12 protein-coding genes are annotated in these 19850 nt (G+C 56.6%); 3 read left to right on the top strand and 9 right to left on the bottom strand.

All coding sequences use genetic code 11. From position 1 onward, the window contains the following. Positions 1 to 584: 584 nt before the first annotated feature. Both malT and H7R58_RS01880 read left to right on the top strand, forming a co-directional pair. Positions 585 to 3290, top strand: coding sequence for an HTH-type transcriptional regulator MalT (gene malT / locus H7R58_RS01885; RefSeq protein WP_182934581.1), 2706 nt, complete (start codon positions 585 to 587; stop codon positions 3288 to 3290). Positions 3291 to 3538: 248 nt separating this feature from the next. After that, positions 3539 to 4906 carry a glycoside-pentoside-hexuronide (GPH):cation symporter gene (locus H7R58_RS01880; RefSeq protein WP_182929895.1) on the top strand — a complete coding sequence of 456 codons (1368 nt, stop codon included), beginning with the start codon at positions 3539 to 3541 and terminating at the stop codon, positions 4904 to 4906. 96 nt (positions 4907 to 5002) lie between these two features. Here H7R58_RS01880 and H7R58_RS01875 read toward each other — a convergent pair whose 3' ends face one another. The 3 genes from H7R58_RS01875 to glpE all read right to left on the bottom strand — a co-directional run bounded on the left by H7R58_RS01875 (position 5003) and on the right by glpE (position 7061). Continuing rightward, entirely contained in the window at positions 5003 to 5761 is a 759-nt protein-coding gene (locus H7R58_RS01875; RefSeq protein WP_106925109.1) for a DeoR/GlpR family transcriptional regulator, read from the bottom strand. A gap of 18 nt (positions 5762 to 5779) precedes the next feature. Next, a complete protein-coding gene (gene glpG, locus H7R58_RS01870) occupies positions 5780 to 6610 on the bottom strand; it encodes a rhomboid family intramembrane serine protease GlpG (RefSeq protein WP_106925191.1) in 831 nt (276 codons plus the stop codon). Between the two features lie 121 nt (positions 6611 to 6731). Beyond that, positions 6732 to 7061 carry a thiosulfate sulfurtransferase GlpE gene (gene glpE, locus H7R58_RS01865; protein ID WP_106925108.1) on the bottom strand — a complete coding sequence of 110 codons (330 nt, stop codon included), beginning with the start codon at positions 7059 to 7061 and terminating at the stop codon, positions 6732 to 6734. A gap of 202 nt (positions 7062 to 7263) precedes the next feature. Between glpE and glpD the strand changes: the two genes are divergently transcribed. Then, positions 7264 to 8772, top strand: coding sequence for a glycerol-3-phosphate dehydrogenase (gene glpD, locus H7R58_RS01860; RefSeq protein ID WP_182929894.1), 1509 nt, complete (start codon positions 7264 to 7266; stop codon positions 8770 to 8772). Between the two features lie 93 nt (positions 8773 to 8865). Here glpD and glgP read toward each other — a convergent pair whose 3' ends face one another. The 6 genes from glgP to asd form a co-directional block, all read right to left on the bottom strand. Beyond that, on the bottom strand, positions 8866 to 11313 hold the full coding sequence (gene glgP, locus H7R58_RS01855; protein ID WP_182934580.1) for a glycogen phosphorylase: 2448 nt from the start codon (positions 11311 to 11313) through the stop codon (positions 8866 to 8868). A 17-nt stretch (positions 11314 to 11330) separates the two neighbouring features. After that, positions 11331 to 12764, bottom strand: coding sequence for a glycogen synthase GlgA (glgA, locus tag H7R58_RS01850; RefSeq protein WP_106925105.1), 1434 nt, complete (start codon positions 12762 to 12764; stop codon positions 11331 to 11333). After that, positions 12764 to 14059, bottom strand: a complete 1296-nt coding sequence (gene glgC, locus H7R58_RS01845) for a glucose-1-phosphate adenylyltransferase (RefSeq protein WP_106925104.1) — start codon at positions 14057 to 14059, stop codon at positions 12764 to 12766. The genes glgA and glgC overlap by 1 nt, the downstream gene beginning before the upstream one ends. Positions 14060 to 14138: 79 nt before the next feature. Next, complete coding sequence (gene glgX / locus H7R58_RS01840) at positions 14139 to 16115, bottom strand: glycogen debranching protein GlgX (RefSeq protein ID WP_182929892.1); 1977 nt, start codon at positions 16113 to 16115, stop codon at positions 14139 to 14141. 2 nt (positions 16116 to 16117) lie between these two features. Beyond that, complete coding sequence (gene glgB / locus H7R58_RS01835; RefSeq protein ID WP_106925102.1) at positions 16118 to 18304, bottom strand: 1,4-alpha-glucan branching enzyme; 2187 nt, start codon at positions 18302 to 18304, stop codon at positions 16118 to 16120. A 251-nt stretch (positions 18305 to 18555) separates the two neighbouring features. Next, entirely contained in the window at positions 18556 to 19662 is a 1107-nt protein-coding gene (asd, locus tag H7R58_RS01830; protein ID WP_106925101.1) for an aspartate-semialdehyde dehydrogenase, read from the bottom strand. Positions 19663 to 19850 lie beyond the last annotated feature (188 nt).

The raw sequence follows: 19850 nt of genomic DNA, 5'->3' as shown, positions 1-19850 counted from the left end.
GTGTGCCTGGCTGAATGCATGACTTCCTCCTCCTGTCCTGGATTAGGCGGGGAGGAGTCGCAGGGATGAGCGAAAAGTGTGATCGCCGCCACTATAACGTTAGCCGCTGACGGCGAATTCGCGCATTTTTCAACCAGCATGAGACGGTCCTCTTGCTGTCCACAGTCTCGAGGATGATGGCCGCCGATTCTCCGCGCCAGGTCAAAAAATGAAATCATGTTCCGCGATAAATATGTAAATAGGGAAACAATTACCCTTCGAAAATAAGCAACAAATTAATACGTATTGTTTCTATGGAAAATGACCATGCAAGAAATTTCTTAAATGCGATTAATGACGTAAAACTGCGTAAATTTATTTCGTTCGTAAGCAGATGACCCTGCGAAACCTAGATTTTACGCACCCTACGGGGCCTAATACGTAGTGGGGAGGGAATATGAGAAATTGTGACATATAGCAAATTCGCAAGCATCAAAACAGGATATAACTTGCAATACATAGCTATTTGACCGACCTTTGTAAGGATTAATTACGAAGCGCAAAAAAAATCTCGTTTTCCAATCCTCACAGTGAAGTGATTAGCTATGTTGATTCCGTCAAAATTAAGTCGACCCGTCCGTCTCGAACACACCGTGGTTCGCGAGCGGCTGCTGGCGAAACTTTCAGGCGCGAACAATTATCGTCTGGCGCTGATAACCAGTCCGGCTGGCTATGGAAAGACAACGCTCGTGTCGCAATGGGCTGCAGGGATGAGTGACCTTGGCTGGTATTCGCTTGATGAAGGCGATAACCAGCAGGAACGCTTTGCCAGCTACCTGATCGCCGCTATCCAGCAGGCGACGGGCGGCCATTGCGAGGCGAGCGAAAACATGGTGCAAAAGCGCCAGTATGCGAGCCTGAGCTCCCTTTTCTCGCAACTTTTCATTGAACTCAGCGAATGGCAGCGTCCGCTCTATCTGGTCATTGATGACTACCACCTGATTACCAACCCGGTGATCCACGATGCGATGCGCTTCTTCCTGCGCCATCAGCCGGAAAATCTGACGCTGGTGGTGCTATCGCGCAACCTGCCGCAGTTGGGCATCGCCAACCTGCGCGTGCGCGATCAGCTACTGGAAATTGGCAGCCAGCAGCTCTCCTTTACGCACGCCGAGACCAAACAATTCTTCGACTGCCGTCTGGCCGCGCCGATTGAAGCGGCAGAAAGCAGTCGCCTGTGCGATGACGTCGCCGGCTGGGCTACCGCGCTGCAGCTGATCGCGCTATCCGCACGCCAGCGTAATAACGCGACCCAGCACTCTGCGCGCCGTCTGGCGGGCATTAACGCCAGCCATCTTTCCGATTATCTGGTTGATGAAGTGCTGGACAACGTCGACGCGCAAACGCGTAATTTCCTGCTGAAAAGTTCGCTGCTACGTTCCATGAACGACTCGCTCATCGCCCGCGTAACCGGCGAAGAGAACGGGCAAATGCGCCTGGAAGAGATCGAGCGTCAGGGGCTGTTTATTCAGCGCATGGACAACTCCGGCGAGTGGTTTAACTACCATCCGCTGTTCTGCAGTTTCCTGCGCCAGCGCTGCCAGTGGGAGCTGGCGACCGAACTGCCGGAAATCCACCGCGCGGCGGCGGAAAGCTGGATGGCGCAAGGTTTTCCGAGCGAAGCCATCCATCACGCGCTGGCGGCGGGCGATCCGAAAATGCTGCGCGATATTCTGCTTAACCACGCCTGGGGTCTGTTCCATCATAGCGAACTGGCGCTGCTCGAAGAGTCACTCTCCGCGCTACCGTGGGAAAGCCTGCTGGAAAATCCGCGCCTGGTCCTGCTGCAGGCCTGGCTGATGCAAAGCCAGCACCGTTACAGTGAAGTCAACACCCTGCTGGCTCGCGCCGAGCAGGAGATGACGTTTGAGATGGACACTTCGCTGCACGGTGATTTCAACGCGCTGCGGGCGCAGGTTGCCATCAACGACGGCGATCAGGATGAAGCCGAGCGCCTGTCCACCGTGGCGCTCGAAGAGCTGCCGCTGGCAAACGTCTACAGCCGCATCGTCGCCACCTCGGTGCACGGTGAGGTCCTGCACTGCAAAGGGCTGCTGAGCCAGTCGATTGCCGTCATGCAGCAGACTGAACAAATGGCGCGCCGCCACGATATCTGGCACTACGCCCTGTGGAGCCTTATCCAGCAGAGTGAAATTCTGTTTGCTCAGGGTTTCCTGCAGGCCGCCTGGGAGTGCCAGGAGAAAGGCTTCCAGCTGATTCACGAGCAACACCTTGAACAACTGCCGATGCATGAATTCCTGCTGCGCATTCGCGCACAGCTGCTGTGGGCGTGGGCGCGTCTCGACGAAGCGGAAACCGCCGCCCGCACCGGGATTGAAGTCCTGAGCGGCTTCCAGCCGCAACAGCAGCTGCAGTGCCTGACCTTACAGGTGCAGTGCTCGCTGGCGCGCGGCGATCTGGATAACGCCCGCAATCACCTGAACCGTCTGGAAAACCTGCTGGGCAACGGGGCCTATCACAGCGACTGGGTTTCTAACGCTGATAAGGTACGGGTGATTTACTGGCAGATGGTCGGCGACAAAAAAGCGGCGGCCAACTGGCTGCGCCACACGCCGAAGCCGGAGTTCGCCAATAACCACTTCCTGCAGGGACAGTGGCGTAACATCGCTCGCGCGCAGATTCTGCTGGGCGAGTTCAACTCGGCCGAAATGGTGCTCGAAGAGCTCAACGAGAACGCCCGAAGCCTGCGTCTGATGAGCGATCTCAACCGTAACCTGCTGCTGCTTAATCAGCTGCACTGGCAGGCAGGCAATAAGAACGAAGCTCAGCGCGTGCTGCTGGAAGCGCTCCAGCTGGCGAACCGCACCGGGTTTATTAGCCACTTCGTGATTGAAGGTGAAGCCATGGCGCAGCAGCTGCGCCAGCTGATTCAATTGAATACGCTGCCGGAGCTGGACCAGCACCGCGCCCAGCGCATTCTGCGTGAAATTAACCAGCACCATCGTCATAAATTTGCCCACTTCGACGAGAGCTTCGTTGAACGCTTGCTCAACCACCCGGAAGTGCCGGAGCTCATCCGCACCAGCCCACTCACCCAGCGCGAGTGGCAGGTACTGGGGTTGATTTACTCGGGCTACAGCAACGAGCAAATTGCCGGCGAGCTGGACGTTGCGGCTACGACCATCAAAACCCATATTCGTAACCTTTATCAGAAGCTCGGCGTGGCACACCGTCAGGATGCAGTGCAGCACGCACAGCAGCTGCTGAAGATGATGGGGTATGGCGTGTAGTTTGTGCCGGACGGCGGCTGCGCCTTATCCGGCCTATACCAAGCGCGGGTTCGATATTAAACATCCCCTTTTGGCAGGCCGGATAAACGAAGCGCTATCCGGCGTTGCACGCGCCAGAGAGCAAAGAGATAGCCACGTCACATTAAAGAATTAACATAACCGCAAAGTGAAAAATTAGAATACTCAGGTTCATAGCCACCTTTTATAAAGGATGTCGTATGTTGGCACATATTATAAAAGGTGACCCTATGTCGGCATTAACCGCAAAAATCAGTAACAAGGAAAAGTTTGGATTTGGTCTGGGCGACGCCGCCAGCCATATCGTATTTGACTCCTCTGTCGCTATTCTCGCTTATTTCTATACCAATATTTATGGATTACCACCGGCAGTCATGGGGACATTATTTCTCGTCGTCAGGGTGCTGGATGCCATTACCGATCCAATAATGGGCGCTATTGCCGATCAAACCAAAAGTCGCTGGGGTCGCTTCCGCCCGTGGCTATTAATTATTTGTGTACCGTTTGCGGTAAGCTGCGTGCTGGTTTATTCCACGCCTAACTTTGAGCAAACGGGTAAAATTGTCTACGCCGTCGTGGCCTATATTTTTATGACCCTGATGTACACGGCGATTAATATTCCTTACTGCTCGCTTGGCGCGGCGATAACCGCCGATCCGAAAGAGAACCTGTCGCTGCAATCCTGGCGTTTTGCCGTCGCCCCTATTGGCGGAGCAATGGGTACCGCCCTGATTCTGCCGCTGGCAGACCTGCTTGCGCCGGGAGACCGGGCAAGCGGCATGCAGTGGGCGATGGGGATATTCGGCGTCATCGGCTGCGTGATGTTCCTGATCTGCTTTGCCACCACCAAAGAGCGTATTACGCCGGTGAAAGAAGAGAACCTGAACATTTTGCGCGACGTGCGTATTCTGATGAAAAACGACCAGTGGTGCGTACTGTCGATATATAACCTGGCGATGCTATGCGGCGTGGTGGTTCGCGGCGGCCTGCTGGTGTATTTCGTACAGTATATTCTGCAACAGGGCAGCAGCGTTATTTCTCTGTTTATGCTGGCGACGACCGTTGCTGCCGTGATCGGCAGCCTGGCGGCAAAACATGTGGGCTCATGGTTCTGTAAAATTCGCGCCTCGGTGTGGGTGAATATTCTCAGTGCACTATTCGGATTGCTGTTCCTGGTGCTGCCAACCGATTATTGGATGCCCGCGTTTATCGTCCACGTGATACTGAATATTTTGCAGGGGATTAACGCCCCGCTGCAGTGGTCGATGATTACCGACGCCAATAACTACGGCGAGTGGAAAACCCAGCGCCGTATTACCGGCATGAACGTCGCGGCAAACATCTTTATTATCAAACTCGGCGTTGCAATCGGCGGCGCGCTGACCGGTTGGGGGCTGGCATTTTACGGTTATCAGGCGGGGGTTGAGCAGCAGTCCGCAGAAGCCATTCGCGGCGTGCTCATACTGTTTACGGTGCTGCCGGCCATCTTCTATCTGATTACGGCCATTTCTATCCGCTACTATCGGCTGACCGAAGACCGCATGAACGTCATCGTCTCCGATCTGAGTCAGGGTAAATTCCAGCAGCAGATGTCATAACCCCCGGAACAGCAGTATTCGCGCGGAATGCCCCTCTCCCTTTTGAAGGCTGAGGGGCATTGCTTTTTCCCGCCAGTAAAATTGGCCGGCTCCCCCTTAACAGAGTTCCAGCTGCACTTCATTTTCGGCAATCACCTGCATCACGCCCGGCGGCGGCAGAACGTCGGTAAACACCGCATCTACCATGCTGATGCTGCCCATATTGACCATGGCGTTCCGGCCAAACTTCGAATGGTCGACGACCAGAATCACGTGACGAGAGTTATCGATAATCGCGCGCTTGGTGCGCACCTCATGGTAGTCAAACTCCAGCAGCGAGCCGTCGCTGTCGATGCCGCTGATGCCCAGAATGCCGAAATCGAGGCGGAACTGAGAAATGAAGTCCAGCGTGGCCTCACCAATGATGCCACCATCGCGGCTTCGCAGCTCACCACCGGCGAGAATAATGCGAAAGTCTTCTTTCACCATCAGCGTGTTGGCCACGTTGAGGTTATTGGTCACGATGCGCAGGTCGCTGTGATTGAGCAGCGCGTGAGCCACCGCCTCCGGCGTAGTGCCAATATCGATAAACAGCGCTGAGCCGTTGGGAATCTGGCTGGCGACCTTTTGGGCGATGCGCTCTTTTTCCGCCGTCTGCGTCGCCTTACGGTCGTGCCAGGAGGCGTTTACCGAGCTCGACGGCAGCGCCGCGCCACCGTGATGGCGCAGGATCTTTTTCTGCTCCGCAAGGTCATTCAAATCACGACGAATGGTCTGCGGGCTAACGGAAAAGTGTTCCACCAGCTCTTCGGTACTGACATAGCCCTGAAGTTTTACCAGCTCGATTATCGCGTCATGACGTTGTGTTTGTTTCATGATGAATCCCTGGAAAAATTATGCTCGCTTTCGCACATTTAGCGTATCGACGAAGGCCATAGCCAGACCAATCACCAAACCGGTGACGTGAGCGCCGTTCGCAATCGACATTCCAAAAACGTTGAACCACCCGGCAACAAGCCAGATCAGAGAAAATATAATCAGCCCACGCGGCAGATAAATGCCGCTCTGCGGATCGCGTTCGCCGCGCAGCCAGGCATAGCCCATTAGGGCGTAAACCACGCCGGAGAGGCCGCCGAACCACGGACCGCTAAACTGGTGCTGAATAAAGCCGCTGAGCAGCGCGCTGATGATGGTAATCACCACCAGTTTACCGCTACCGATGCGTTTCTCGATTGCCCCGCCCAGGTACCACCACCATAGCAGGTTAAAGAGGATATGAACGAATGAGAAATGCATGAAAGCATGAGTAAAATAGCGCCAGGCCTCAAATTTCAGCGAATCATCGTACGGCCAGGCAAGCCAGATCATCACTGGCTGATCGCCCACGATGTTCATCAGAATAAAGACCAGCACGCAGACTGCCATGATAACCATCGTCACCGGCCCTGCGCCCGCTTTTAGCGTGGCGAGAAACGGGAAATGACGGTAGTGCAAACCGCTGTTGGTCTGCCCGGACTGCCAGCTCGCCGCCAGATAACGCGGGTCGGCAGGATTGGCGAGAAAGCGTTCCAGCTCACTACGGACGCGCGCTTCCTGCGCTTCATCAGAAAGCCAGACATCGCTGCGCGTATGCTGCTGGATAGTCAGAATAACGCCCTGCGTCGCCATGTAGTCAACAAAGGCCTGGGCCACGCGCGGGTTAGTAAAAGAGGTGATCATCAACATCAGCAGGTCGCTTCTATTCCACACAAAAGGGGACAGTATATACCCAAACCCTGACAGATGCGTTGCAGCGCGCATTGCCGCCTGACGACAGGCGGCATCGGGAACGGGTGCTGGCGCTGTCTTAGAAAGCGGCGTGTTCCACTTCTGCCGGGAAATGGCGGTGCCAGGCATCAAAGCCGCCGTCCACGCTGTAAACCTGGTCATAGCCCTGCTGGAGCAGGTACTGCGCGGCACCTTTACTGCTGTTACCGTGATAGCACATCACCATAACCGGCGTTTCAAAATCGTTATCGCGCATAAACGCGCCCAGCGTGTCGTTCGTCAGATGAAACGCGCCCGGGGTGTGGCCCATCGCGAAGCTTTGCGGATCGCGAATATCCACCAGCACAGCGGCACTCTGCTGCAGCTTTTGGTGTGCCTGTTCTACGTTAATGCATTCAAACTGTTCCATGGTGCTCTCTTATCTTTATGGCAGGTATTGTGGCTCACGACATTTTACCGCCAAGTGTACGTCCTCAGGCCACGTAAACGCCAATATGTTATGCACATCACTCTAAAATGTTTTTTCTATGTTACCAAAAGCGCGTTTACTTGCTATTATGAGCGATATCGAACATTAATGAGCTATAACGAAAGTCCCTGAGGTAGCAATAATGGAAACCAAAGATCTGATTGTGATAGGTGGCGGCATTAACGGTGCAGGCATTGCGGCTGACGCAGCAGGGCGCGGGCTATCCGTGCTGATGCTGGAAGCCAGGGACCTGGCCTGCGCCACGTCCAGCGCCAGCTCGAAACTGATCCACGGCGGTCTGCGCTACCTTGAACATTACGAATTCCGCCTGGTCAGCGAAGCGCTGGCCGAACGCGAAGTACTGCTGAAAATGGCCCCCCATATCGCCATCCCGATGCGCTTCAGGCTGCCGCACCGCCCGCATTTGCGCCCGGCGTGGATGATTCGTACTGGCCTGTTTATGTACGATCACCTCGGTAAACGCACCAGCCTTCCCGCCTCTACCGGCTTGCGTTTTGGCGCAGAATCGGTCCTGAAGCCGGAAATTGTGCGCGGTTTCGAATATTCAGACTGCTGGGTCGACGACGCGCGGCTGGTGCTGGCTAACGCGCAGATGGTGGTGCAGAAAGGCGGTGAAGTCCGGACCCGCACTCGTGCTATCTCGGCAAAACGTGAAAATGGCCTTTGGGTTGTGGAAGCGGAAGATATCGACAGCGGTGAAAAATTCCGCTGGCAGGCGCGCGGTCTGGTCAACGCTACCGGCCCGTGGGTAAAACAGTTCTTCGACGACGGCATGCATCTGCCTTCGCCGTATGGCATTCGCCTGATCAAAGGCAGCCATATTGTCGTGCCACGCGTGCATACACAAAAGCAGGCCTACATTCTGCAAAACGAAGATAAGCGCATCGTGTTCGTGATCCCGTGGATGGATGAATTCTCAATCATCGGTACCACCGACGTGGAATACCACGGCGACCCGAAAAACGTTGAGATCGACGAAAGCGAGATTAACTATCTGCTGAAGGTGTACAACGGTCACTTTAAAAAGCAGCTGGCCCGCGAAGACATCGTCTGGACATACTCCGGCGTACGCCCGCTGTGCGACGACGAGTCTGATTCACCGCAGGCGATTACCCGCGACTACACGCTGGATATCCACGACGACCACGGTAAAGCCCCCCTGCTTTCCGTCTTTGGCGGTAAGCTCACCACCTACCGCAAGCTGGCGGAGCACGCACTGGAAAAACTGTCCCCATACTATCAGGGCATCGGCCCGGCGTGGACCAAAGGCGCAGTGCTGCCGGGTGGCGAGATCGGCGGCGATCGCGATGACTACGCAGCGAAACTGCGCCGCCGCTATCCGTTTATCAGCGAATCGCTGGCCCGCCACTACGCCCGAACCTACGGCAGCAATAGCGAGCTGATTATTGGCGATGCTCGCGACGTTACCGGGCTGGGCGACGATTTCGGCCATGAGTTTTACGAAGCCGAGCTGCGGTATCTGGTCGAACATGAGTGGGTACGCAGGCTCGATGACGCCATCTGGCGCCGTACCAAACAGGGGATGTGGCTGAATGCGGAGCAGCAGTCGCGGATAAGTGAATGGCTGGTGAAAACGCTGGGAAAGCCTGAGCTGGCGCAGGCGTCGTAATACGATCGCGCCGCGTCATGCCTGATAGCGCTGTGCTTATCAGGCATGCACGGGCGAAGGAAAAAAATGGGGCCATCCGGCCCCATTGTTGTTTTACAGCCTGACCGGCTCGATATACCAGATATGCTCGGCATACTCTTTGATCGTACGGTCGGAAGAGAAGTAGCCCATGTTGGCGATGTTGTGCATCGCTTTGGTGGACCACTCATCCGGCTCCTGGTACAGCTCATCAACCTTATCCTGGCAATCGACGTAGCTACGATAGTCAGCCAGCACCTGGTAATGGTCGCCAAAGTTGATCAGCGAATCCACCAGATCGCGGTAGCGACCCGGCTCGCCCGGACTGAATACACCGGTGGCGATTTGCGTCAGCACCTGACGCAGCTCGGCGTCCTGCTCGTAGTAGTCGCGCGGGCTATAGCCCTTGCGGCGCAGCGCCTCCACTTCTTCTGCGGTGTTGCCGAAAATAAAGAAGTTATCCGCGCCCACGTGCTCCTGCATTTCAACGTTCGCGCCATCCAGCGTACCGATAGTGAGCGCACCGTTAAGCGCAAACTTCATGTTACTGGTGCCGGAAGCTTCGGTCCCCGCCAGTGAGATCTGCTCGGAGAGATCCGCCGCAGGAATGATCATCTGCGCCAGGCTCACGCTGTAGTTGGGGATAAACACCACTTTGAGCTTATCGCCAATTTGCGGATCGTTGTTGATCACGTCCGCCACATCGTTGATCAGGTGAATGATGTGCTTCGCCATGTAGTAGGCCGAAGCCGCCTTCCCGGCGAAGATATTCACGCGCGGCACCCACTTCACGTCCGGATCGGCTTTGATGCGGTTATAGCGGGTGATGACGTGCAGCACGTTCATCAGCTGACGCTTGTACTCGTGAATACGCTTAATCTGCACGTCAAACAGCGCGTGCGGGTTGACCACCACGTTAAGATTCTGACCAATAAAGGCCGCAAGACGCTTTTTATTCTCCAGCTTGGCGCGCTGTACCGCCTGATTCACCTTCGGATAATCAATGTGCTGCTCCAGCTCGCTCAGCTGACTGAGGTCGGAGCGCCAGGTCTTGCCAATGTTGTCATCCAGCACCTCAGAGAGCGCCGGGTTCGCCAGCGCCAGCCAACGACGCGGCGTTACGCCGTTGGTGACGTTGATAAAGCGCATCGGGAAGATGTTGGCAAAGTCGGCAAACAGCGACTGCACCATCAGGTTAGAGTGCAGTTCAGAAACGCCGTTCACCTTCTTGCTCACCACCACTGCCAGCCACGCCATACGCACGCGGCGACCGTTGGACTCGTCAATAATGGAAGTGCGGCTCAGCAGGCCGGTATCGTTCGGATACTGCTCCTGTAATGTCTTCAGGAAGTAGTCGTTAATCTCGAAGATAATCTGCAGGTGACGCGGCAAGATTTTGCCCAGCATATCGACCGGCCAGGTTTCCAGCGCTTCGCTCATCAACGTGTGGTTGGTATAAGAGAAGACCTGGCAAGTCACGGTAAACGCTTCATCCCAGCTGAACTTATGCTCGTCAATCAGCAGGCGCATCAGCTCGGGAATGGACAGCACCGGGTGGGTGTCGTTCAGGTGAATAGCGATTTTGTCCGCCAGGTTGTCATAGGTTTTATGCAACATGTAGTGGCGGTTTAAAATATCCTGCACCGTCGCGGAAACCAGGAAGTACTCCTGACGCAGGCGCAGCTCGCGCCCGGAATAGGTGGAGTCATCCGGATACAGCACGCGGGATACGTTCTCAGAGTGGTTTTTATCTTCTACCGCAGCGAAGTAATCGCCCTGGTTAAATTTACCCAGGTTGATTTCGCTACTGGCCTGCGCATTCCACAGGCGCAGCGTGTTTGTGGCATCGGTGTCATAGCCAGGAATAATTTGATCGTAAGCAACCGCGAGGATCTCCTCGGTTTCCAGCCAGCGGCTGGTTTTGCCTTCCATCTGGACGCGGCCGCCGAAGCGCACCTTGTAGCGCGTGTTGTGGCGCGGGAATTCCCACGGGTTGCCATACTCCAGCCAGTAGTCCGGCGACTCTTTCTGGCGGCCGTCGACAATGTTCTGCTTGAACATGCCGTAGTCGTAGCGAATGCCGTAGCCACGGCCCGGCAGCGCCAGCGTCGCCAGCGAATCCAGGAAGCAGGCCGCCAGACGGCCTAAGCCGCCGTTGCCCAGCCCGGGGTCATTCTCTTCGTCAATCAACTCTTCGAGGTCCAGCCCCATCTCTTCCAGCGCGTTTTTTACGTCGTCATACAGACCCAACGACAACAGCGCATTGGAAAGGGTGCGGCCAATCAGAAACTCCATCGACAGGTAGTACACCTGCCGCGTTTCCTGGGAAAGCTGGGCGCGGTTAGAACGCAGCCAACGCTCGACCAGACGATCGCGAATGGCAAACAGCGTGGCGTTCAGCCACTCGTGTTTGTTGGCGATAGCGGGATCTTTCCCGATGATGAACATCAGCTTATAGGCAATAGAGTGCTTCAGTGCCTCAACGCTGAGGGTCGGTGATGCATACGTAAAGGGTGCATTCATAACTAAGATCCCCGTAGTTAAATCAGGCGTTGATAAAGCTCACGATAAGCGTGCGCAGCGACCTGCCAGCTAAAATCCATATTCATCGCCTGGCGCTGAACGTAGCGCCAGAGCGAAGGACGAGACCATAATACGAAGGCACGGCGGATAGCTCTGAGCAGCGACCAGGCGTTGCTGTCCTCAAAAACAAAACCGCTGGCGATACCGTCGGCCAGATTTTCCAGCGAACTGTCGGCAACGGTATCCGCCAGGCCGCCGGTGCGGCGAACCAGCGGCAGCGTGCCGTACTTCAGGCCGTAGAGCTGCGTTAAGCCACACGGCTCAAAGCGGCTCGGCACCAGGATGACGTCAGCGCCGCCGATAATGCGGTGCGAAAACGCTTCATGGTAGCCAATTTGTACCCCAACCTGCCCCGGATGCTCGGCGGCGGCGGCAAGGAAACCTTCCTGCAGCACCGGGTCACCTGCACCCAGCAGCGCCAGCTGACCGCCCTGCTCCAGCAGGCCTGGCAGAGCTTCCAGCACCAGGTCCAGCCCTTTCTGGCTGGTCAGGCGGCTCACCACGGCAAACAATGGTGCGCTCTCGTCCACCTTCAGACCCATGGCGATTTGCAGCTGCCGTTTGTTCTCCGCCTTCTTCTCTAGCGTATCGCGAGAATAGCTCGCTGGCAGCAGCATGTCCTTTTCCGGACTCCAGACGTTATCATCCACGCCATTGAGAATACCCGACAGACGGCCCTCTTTATGCCGCTGACGCAGCAGGCCTTCCATGCCGTAGGCATACTGCGGCTCGGTTATCTCACGCGCGTAGGTCGGGCTGACGGCGGTGATGTGATCCGCGTAGAACAACCCGGCCTTCAGGAATGAAATCTGCCCGTGGAACTCCAACCCGTGCATGTTGAAAAACTCGCCCGGCAGCTGAATTTCACTCATATGATGGGCATAAAACAGGCCCTGATACGCCAGGTTATGCACCGTAAATACCGACTTCGCCGGACGGCCGCGGGCCGCCAGATACGCCGGTACCAGGCCCGCATGCCAGTCATGGGCATGCACAACCTCCGGACGCCAGAACGGATCCAGCCCGCTGGCCATTTCACTGCCCACCCAACCCAGCAGCGCGAAACGCTTCACGTTATCGGCATAGGCGTTCATGTTGGTGTCGTGGTACGGGCTCCCTGGACGATCGTAGAGATGCGGCGCATCAATCAGGTAAATGCCAACGCCGTTATAATGGCCGAACAGCAGCGTCATGCGCCCGGCAAAAGTCTCGCGACGGGTAACGACTTTGGCATCGGTAATCCCACGGCGAATGTCCGGAAACGCAGGCAACAGCACGCGTGCGTCGGTCCCTTCTGCAATCTGTGCCGCCGGCAGCGCGCCGATAACATCCGCAAGGCCGCCCGTTTTTAATAACGGGAACATCTCAGAACAAACATGTAAAACCTGCATTATCGCTCCTGTTTGTACCCCAACTGCCGCAACATCTCGCGCGTAACCAGCACGATTCCCTCTTCTGAGCGGTGGAAACGACGCGCATCCTCTTCCGCATCCTCACCAATCACCATGCCTTCCGGAATCACGCAGGCCCGGTCAATCACGCAGCGACGCAGACGCGAGGAACGCCCGACCCAGACGTCCGGCAATAAGACTGCCGAATCAATGTTACAGAACGAGTTCACGCGTACGCGGGGGAACAGCACCGATTGCACGACCACCGAGCCGGAAATAATACAGCCGCCGGACACCAGCGAGTTCAGGGTCATACCGTGGCTGCCGGAGCGGTCCTGAACGAACTTCGCCGGCGGTAGCGACTCCATGTGAGTACGGATAGGCCAGTGCTGGTCATACATATCCAGCTCTGGAGTGACCGACGCCAGGTCAAGGTTCGCCTTCCAGTACGCTTCCAGGGTACCCACGTCACGCCAGTACGGCTCGGCATCCGGGTCAGACTGCACGCAGGACAGTGGGAAAGGATGTGCATAAGCCGCGCCAGCTTTGGTGATTTTTGGAATTAAATCTTTGCCGAAATCGTGACTGGAGTTTTCGTCGCGGTCGTCCTGCTCCAGCAGCTCATAAAGGTAATCTGCATCAAAGACATAGATACCCATGCTCGCCAGAGACTTGCTCGGGTCGCTCGGCATCGCCGGCGGGTTAGCCGGTTTTTCCACGAAATCGATAATCTTATCGTTCGCATCGACCGCCATCACGCCGAACGCCGTTGCCTCTTCAATGGGCACCGGGATGCACGCAACGGTGCAGCGCGCGCCTTTTTCGACGTGGTCGATCAGCATGCGCGAGTAATCTTGTTTGTAGATGTGGTCACCGGCGAGGATCACCACATACTCCGCCTTGTAGCGGCGAATAATGTCGAGGTTCTGCGTGACCGCATCGGCGGTGCCGCGATACCAGTTTTCACCGTGCATCCGCTGCTGAGCCGGCAGCAGATCCACAAATTCGTTCATCTCTTCGCTGAAGAATGACCAGCCGCGCTGGATATGCTGCACCAGCGTATGGGACTGGTACTGCGTAATCACGCCGATACGACGGATCCCGGAGTTCAGACAGTTAGACAACGCAAAATCGATAATGCGGAATTTACCGCCAAAGTGGACGGCGGGTTTTGCCCGTTTATTGGTGAGATCCTTCAGCCGCGTGCCGCGTCCGCCCGCCAGAATCAGCGCGACGGATTTAATCGGTAACTGGCGAGCCAGCATTAAGGGATCGTTCTTTTCTAGCCTAACCATGATTAACTCCTTTTGATGCTCGTCCTTCCGGGTTATTAGGTTTCCTCGCCCGAGGGCGGGGTTCCGGGTAATTCAGAGACTATGACCTTTGAAATACGCAAACTCCGTGCGCGGGCCCATGCCAGACAGCCATGACCACCGGCTCCTCATTGCCGGTGAAAGGAGGAACAGCGCGCCATTCCCCCACGGGTAACTGCAAGTTTGCCGCGTCCTGCGTTGCATTAAGCGTAATCAGCCAACGATCGGAGAGCAGAATCTGCATCCGTCGCGCGCCGTGCTGCCACTCCTCGGCAGACAGCGGCTGCGCGTCCTGATTGAGCCACTGAACGTTGCCGTCTCCCTCCTGCCACCAGCGGTCGTCCGTTAAGGCCGGAATTTGCTGGCGCAGATGAATTAAGGCGGCGGTAAAGTCGGTCAGCGCATCATCCGCATTTTTCCAATCGAGCCAGGTCAACGAATTGTCCTGGCAGTAGGCATTATTATTACCTTGCTGACTGTGACCGTGTTCGTCACCGGCCAGCAACATTGGCGTTCCTTGCGATAACAGCAGCGTTGTCAACAGCGCCTGAACGCTCGTTCGCCGACGCGCCATGACGTCAAGGTTTGCTTCCAATCCTTCGATACCATGATTATTGCTATGGTTATTGCTTGTTCCGTCACGATTTTCTTCACCATTAGCGTCGTTATGCTTGTTATTGAAGCTAACGCAATCGCGCAGGGTGAACCCATCATGCGCAGTCACCAGATTGACGGCCGCGCGCGGGCGACGATCCTGATGCGCAAAGACGTCGCTCGACGCCGCGAAACGCTGGGCAAAATCCCCCAGCGATAACGACTCTTCAAGCCAGAATCGACGCATCGCATCGCGGAAGTGGTCGTTCCACTCGCTAAATGCCGGCGGGAAATTCCCCACCTGATAACCGCCTTCGCCGATATCCCACGGTTCGGCAATCAGCTTGACCGTAGACAGCACGGGATCGTCGTGGATAGCGTTAAACAACGGCGCATCCTGGCGATAGCCCGGCGTTCGGCCAATCACCGGGGCTAAATCAAAGCGAAAACCATCGACGTGGCAAACGTCTACCCAGAAGCGCAGACACTGGCGGGCGTACTCAACAACGCCCGGGTGGCTGAGGTTTAGCGTGTTGCCGCAGCCCGTCCAGTTTTGGTAATCGCCGTCTTCTCTCAACCAATAATAGCTGCGGTTATCAATCCCCCGCAGCGAGAAGGTCTGACAGTGAAGATCCAGCTCGGCGCTGTGGTTAAGCACCACATCGAGAATCACTTCGATGCCGGCCTTATGCAGCGCTTTCACCGCATCGCGAAATTCATCCAGCGCGCGCTCGGGCGCGCTGGCGTAACGCGGCGCCAGCGCAAACATCGCCAGCGGGTTATAGCCCCAGTAGTTGCTTAACCCCATACGCAGCAGGCGCTGCTCGTTAGCGAAATGCGCCACCGGCTGTAGCTCCAGCGCGGTGATGCCAAGCCGCTTGAAATAGGCAATCATCACCGGGTGGCCGAGCGCACGATAGGTGCCGCGAATCGCTTCCGGTAAACCCGGATGACGCAGGGTCAGACCTTTCACATGCGCCTCGTAGATAACCGTTTTGCCCCACGCGGTGCGCGGGGCGACGTCATCCTGCCAGTCGTAGCTCAGATCGACGACCACCGACTTTGGCGCCACCGGGGCACTGTCGCGGGTATCCGGTGCATCGTAACCGTCGTGAAAGCGCGGATCGTCGACCGGGTCGCCCTCAACGCGATAACAGCACGGGTCAAGCAGCAGCTTCGCCGGATTAAACCGGTAACCCTGCTGCGGTTCCCACGGACCATGGACCCGATAGCCGTAGCGCAGCCCGGGGCGCGCATCGGGCAAATAGCCGTGCCAGATGTCGCCGCTGCGGGCGGGAAGGTCATAACGCGTCTCATTGCCCTGCGCATCAAACACGCACAGTTCCACCCGCTGCGCATGCGCCGAGAACAGCGTGAAGTTCACGCCGTTGTCATCGGCGTGCGCGCCTAACGGCGCGGGTTTGCCTACAGCGAGTGGCCCCATGCTTAATCTCCTTCCCGAACCAGCCAAATCGTCGACAGCGGCGGCAGCGTCAGACTCAGCGACTGCGCGCGGCCGTGGCTGGCAATCTCATCGCTATGGACCACGCCGCCGTTACCGGCGTTGCTGCCATGGTAATGGGCCGAGTCGGTGTTCAGCACTTCGCGCCAGCGGCCGGGCTGGTTGATGCCGAAGCGGTAATCGTGACGCGGCACCGGCGTAAAGTTGCTGGCGACAATCACTTCGTTGCCGGCTTTATCGCGGCGCACGAAGACGAACACCGAGCGGGCATGATCGTCCACCACCAGCCATTCAAATCCGTAGGGGTCGAAGTCCAGCTCGTGCATCGCTTTGTGGTGGCGATAGGTATGGTTGAGGTCGCGTACCAGACGCTGCACCCCGTTGTGCCAGTTATCCTCGCCTTCCAGCAGATGCCAGTCGAGGCTGCCGTCAAAGTTCCATTCCCGCCCTTGAGCGAACTCATCGCCCATAAACAGCAGCTTTTTACCCGGGAAGGCGAACATCCAGCCGTAATAGGCGCGCAGGTTGGCAAACTTCTGCCACGCGTCGCCTGGCATACGGTCAAGAATCGATTTTTTCCCGTGGACCACTTCGTCATGCGACAGCGGCAACACGAAGTTTTCCGTGTAGTTGTACAGCATGCCGAAGGTCATTTTGTCGTGGTGATACTGACGGTGCACCGGGTCGAGCTTCATGTAGTCGAGGGTGTCGTGCATCCAGCCGAGGTTCCACTTAAACCAGAAGCCCAGGCCGCCCATATCAGACGGACGCGAAACCCCGGCAAAGTCGGTTGACTCCTCCGCCATGCTGACGGCGCCCGGCACCTGCTCACCCAGCACGCGGTTGGTGCTGCGCAGAAACTCAATCGCTTCAAGATTTTCACGGCCGCCAAACTCGTTAGGGATCCACTCACCCTCTTTACGACTGTAGTCGCGATAAATCATGGACGCCACGGCGTCGACGCGAAGCGCATCAATACCAAAACGTTCAACCCAGTACAGCGCGTTGCCGGTCAGGAAATTGCTGACCTCGCGGCGGCCGTAGTTGTAGATCAGGGTATTCCAGTCCTGATGGTAGCCTTCACGCGGGTCGCTGTGCTCGTACAAGTTGGTGCCGTCGAACTCGGCTAAGGCAAAATCATCGGACGGGAAGTGGCCCGGCACCCAGTCAAGAATCACGTTCAGACCGGCGGCGTGCGCGGCGTTGATAAAGTAACGGAAGTCTTCGCGGGTGCCGAAGCGGCGGGTCGGCGCGTACAGCCCGGTCGGCTGATAGCCCCAGCTACCGTCGAAAGGGTGTTCATTAATCGGCAGCAGCTCCAGGTGGGTGAACCCCATCCATTTCGCGTAGGGCACCAGTTGCTCGGCCAGTTCGCGGTAGCTGAGCCAGTAGTTGTTATCGGTATGACGACGCCAGGAGCCCAGGTGCACTTCGTAGATAGAGATCGCCGCGTCGAACTGGTTCGCTTTTTTCCGCGCTTCGCTCTGCTCCACCTTTGGCGGCAGCCCGCAAATCAGCGAAGCCGTTTCCGGACGCATTTGCGCTTCGAAGGCGTACGGATCGGCCTTGATGCGCAGCGCGCCGCGAGCGTCGATCATCTCGAATTTATACAGCTGGCCGTTATGCGCGCCGGGGATAAACAGCTCCCAAATGCCCGTTTCCCGGCGCAGTCGCATCGGGTGACGACGGCCGTCCCAGTGGTTAAACTGCCCCACCACGGAAACGCGCTGAGCGTTAGGCGCCCAAACGGCAAAGCGTGTCCCGGTGACGCCGTCCATAGTATCCGCATGCGCACCCAGCTTTTCATACGGGCGCAAATGGGTTCCTTCGGACAGCAGCCATGCGTCCATCTCCTGGAGCAACGGGCCAAAGCTATAGGGATCGTCAATAAGGTTCTGTTGGCCATGCCAGACGACGGCCAACTGATAGCGAAACGCATTTTTACGGCGCGGCAGAATGCCGCTAAAGAAGCCACGTGAATCCACGCACTCCAGCTTGCCGACTTTACGGCCGGTTTTCGGTTCAATCACCCAAACATCAGTCGCGTCGGGCAACAGCGCCCGAACTTCCAATCCAGCTTCCGTTTTGTGCATTCCCAGAACGGAAAAAGGGTCTGCAAAATGGCCTGCAATCAGCGCATTAATCACGTCTCTATCAACACGATCGGACATGCTTCATCATCCTTTGTTTTGTCTCGCCTTAATCCAATTTTCATGGCGACATATGTGACCTGAACGGCACGGCACGAAGTTGTGTGCCTCTTTCAGCCCCGTCCAACCTTCAGTCAAGGTGACAGACCTTGATTAAAGCATAGTCAACGCTTTACCTGACTCCTGAGAGAAAAATAGACATCACTGCGTTTACTCCTTGTATTACGCAAAAAAAAGGGGTGGTTTGCCACCCCTCATCAATAACCAAATGTTTACGCCAGCTGGCGCAGCATACGGCGCAGCGGCTCTGCCGCGCCCCACAGGAGCTGGTCGCCAACGGTAAACGCTGACAAATATTCCGGCCCCATATTCAGTTTGCGCAGACGCCCAACCGGTGTGGTCAACGTACCGGTAACGGCGGCCGGGGTGAGTTCGCGCATCGTAATTTCACGATCGTTCGGCACGACTTTCGCCCACGGGTTATGCGCCGCCAGTAATTCCTCTACGGAACTAATGGAAATATCTTTTTTCAATTTCAGAGTGAATGCCTGGCTGTGGCAGCGTAGCGCGCCGACGCGCACGCAGAGGCCATCAACCGGGATGACGGAAGAGGTTGCCAGAATTTTGTTGGTCTCGGCCTGGCCTTTCCACTCTTCACGGCTCTGACCGTTGTCGAGCTGTTTGTCGATCCACGGGATCAGGCTGCCTGCAAGCGGTACGCCGAAGTTATCAACCGCCAGATCGCCGCTGCGGGTCAGGGTGGTGACTTTGCGTTCGATCTCGAGGATGGCGGAGGCCGGATCGGCCAGCTCGCTGGCAACGTGGTGGTGCAGTTGGCCCATCTGGGTCAGCAGTTCGCGCATATGGCGCGCGCCGCCGCCTGACGCCGCCTGGTAAGTCGCCACGGAGGCCCACTCAACCAGATCGTTGGCAAACAGGCCGCCTAATGACATCAGCATCAGGCTGACGGTGCAGTTGCCGCCGACGAAGGTTTTAATACCGTTGTTCAGACCGTCGGTGATGACCTGCTGGTTCACCGGGTCGAGAATAATGATGGCGTCATCTTTCATGCGCAGCGAAGAAGCCGCGTCAATCCAGTAGCCCTGCCAGCCGCTTTCACGCAGCTTCGGATAGATTTCGTTGGTATAATCGCCGCCCTGGCAGGTGACAATAATGTCGAGCGCCTTCAGCGCTTCAAGATCGTAGGCGTCCTGAAGCTTACCACCGGTGGTACCGCCGAACGACGGCGCAGCTTGACCTAACTGAGAGGTGGAGAAGAAGACCGGGCGAATGGCGTCAAAGTCGCGCTCTTCAACCATGCGTTGCATGAGTACAGAGCCGACCATCCCGCGCCAGCCGATAAAACCAACATTTTTCATAACGTGTTTTCCTGCGAATATGTGCTGTTAATGCGTACCAGTTCCACTGGGCATCCCTTCACATTACAAAAAGCAGCTAAAGTCGCAAGTGAAATTAATCAATGATTGCAAAGCAATCAGAAATGCAACTTATTCCCCCTACCCTGGGGGCCACATCTCTCCGCGTTGAACTCCGCAACAAAGAGGAT

The sequence above is a fragment of the Klebsiella sp. WP4-W18-ESBL-05 genome (genome assembly GCF_014169075.1).
Classification (GTDB): domain Bacteria; phylum Pseudomonadota; class Gammaproteobacteria; order Enterobacterales; family Enterobacteriaceae; genus Kluyvera; species Kluyvera ascorbata_B.
Note: the sequence above shows the minus strand (reverse complement) of the source record. Positions and strands in the feature narration are given on the sequence as shown.

What these genes read in the sequence shown, in the direction of transcription:
- malT (WP_182934581.1), top strand. Translation starts at nt 585, where the DNA reads ATGTTGATTCCGTCAAAATTAAGTCGACCCGTCCGTCTCGAACACACC.
- H7R58_RS01880 (WP_182929895.1), top strand. Translation starts at nt 3,539, where the DNA reads ATGTCGGCATTAACCGCAAAAATCAGTAACAAGGAAAAGTTTGGATTT.
- H7R58_RS01875 (WP_106925109.1), bottom strand. Translation starts at nt 5,761, where the DNA reads ATGAAACAAACACAACGTCATGACGCGATAATCGAGCTGGTAAAACTT.
- glpG (WP_106925191.1), bottom strand. Translation starts at nt 6,610, where the DNA reads ATGTTGATGATCACCTCTTTTACTAACCCGCGCGTGGCCCAGGCCTTT.
- glpE (WP_106925108.1), bottom strand. Translation starts at nt 7,061, where the DNA reads ATGGAACAGTTTGAATGCATTAACGTAGAACAGGCACACCAAAAGCTG.
- glpD (WP_182929894.1), top strand. Translation starts at nt 7,264, where the DNA reads ATGGAAACCAAAGATCTGATTGTGATAGGTGGCGGCATTAACGGTGCA.
- glgP (WP_182934580.1), bottom strand. Translation starts at nt 11,313, where the DNA reads ATGAATGCACCCTTTACGTATGCATCACCGACCCTCAGCGTTGAGGCA.
- glgA (WP_106925105.1), bottom strand. Translation starts at nt 12,764, where the DNA reads ATGCAGGTTTTACATGTTTGTTCTGAGATGTTCCCGTTATTAAAAACG.
- glgC (WP_106925104.1), bottom strand. Translation starts at nt 14,059, where the DNA reads ATGGTTAGGCTAGAAAAGAACGATCCCTTAATGCTGGCTCGCCAGTTA.
- glgX (WP_182929892.1), bottom strand. Translation starts at nt 16,115, where the DNA reads ATGGGGCCACTCGCTGTAGGCAAACCCGCGCCGTTAGGCGCGCACGCC.
- glgB (WP_106925102.1), bottom strand. Translation starts at nt 18,304, where the DNA reads ATGTCCGATCGTGTTGATAGAGACGTGATTAATGCGCTGATTGCAGGC.
- asd (WP_106925101.1), bottom strand. Translation starts at nt 19,662, where the DNA reads ATGAAAAATGTTGGTTTTATCGGCTGGCGCGGGATGGTCGGCTCTGTA.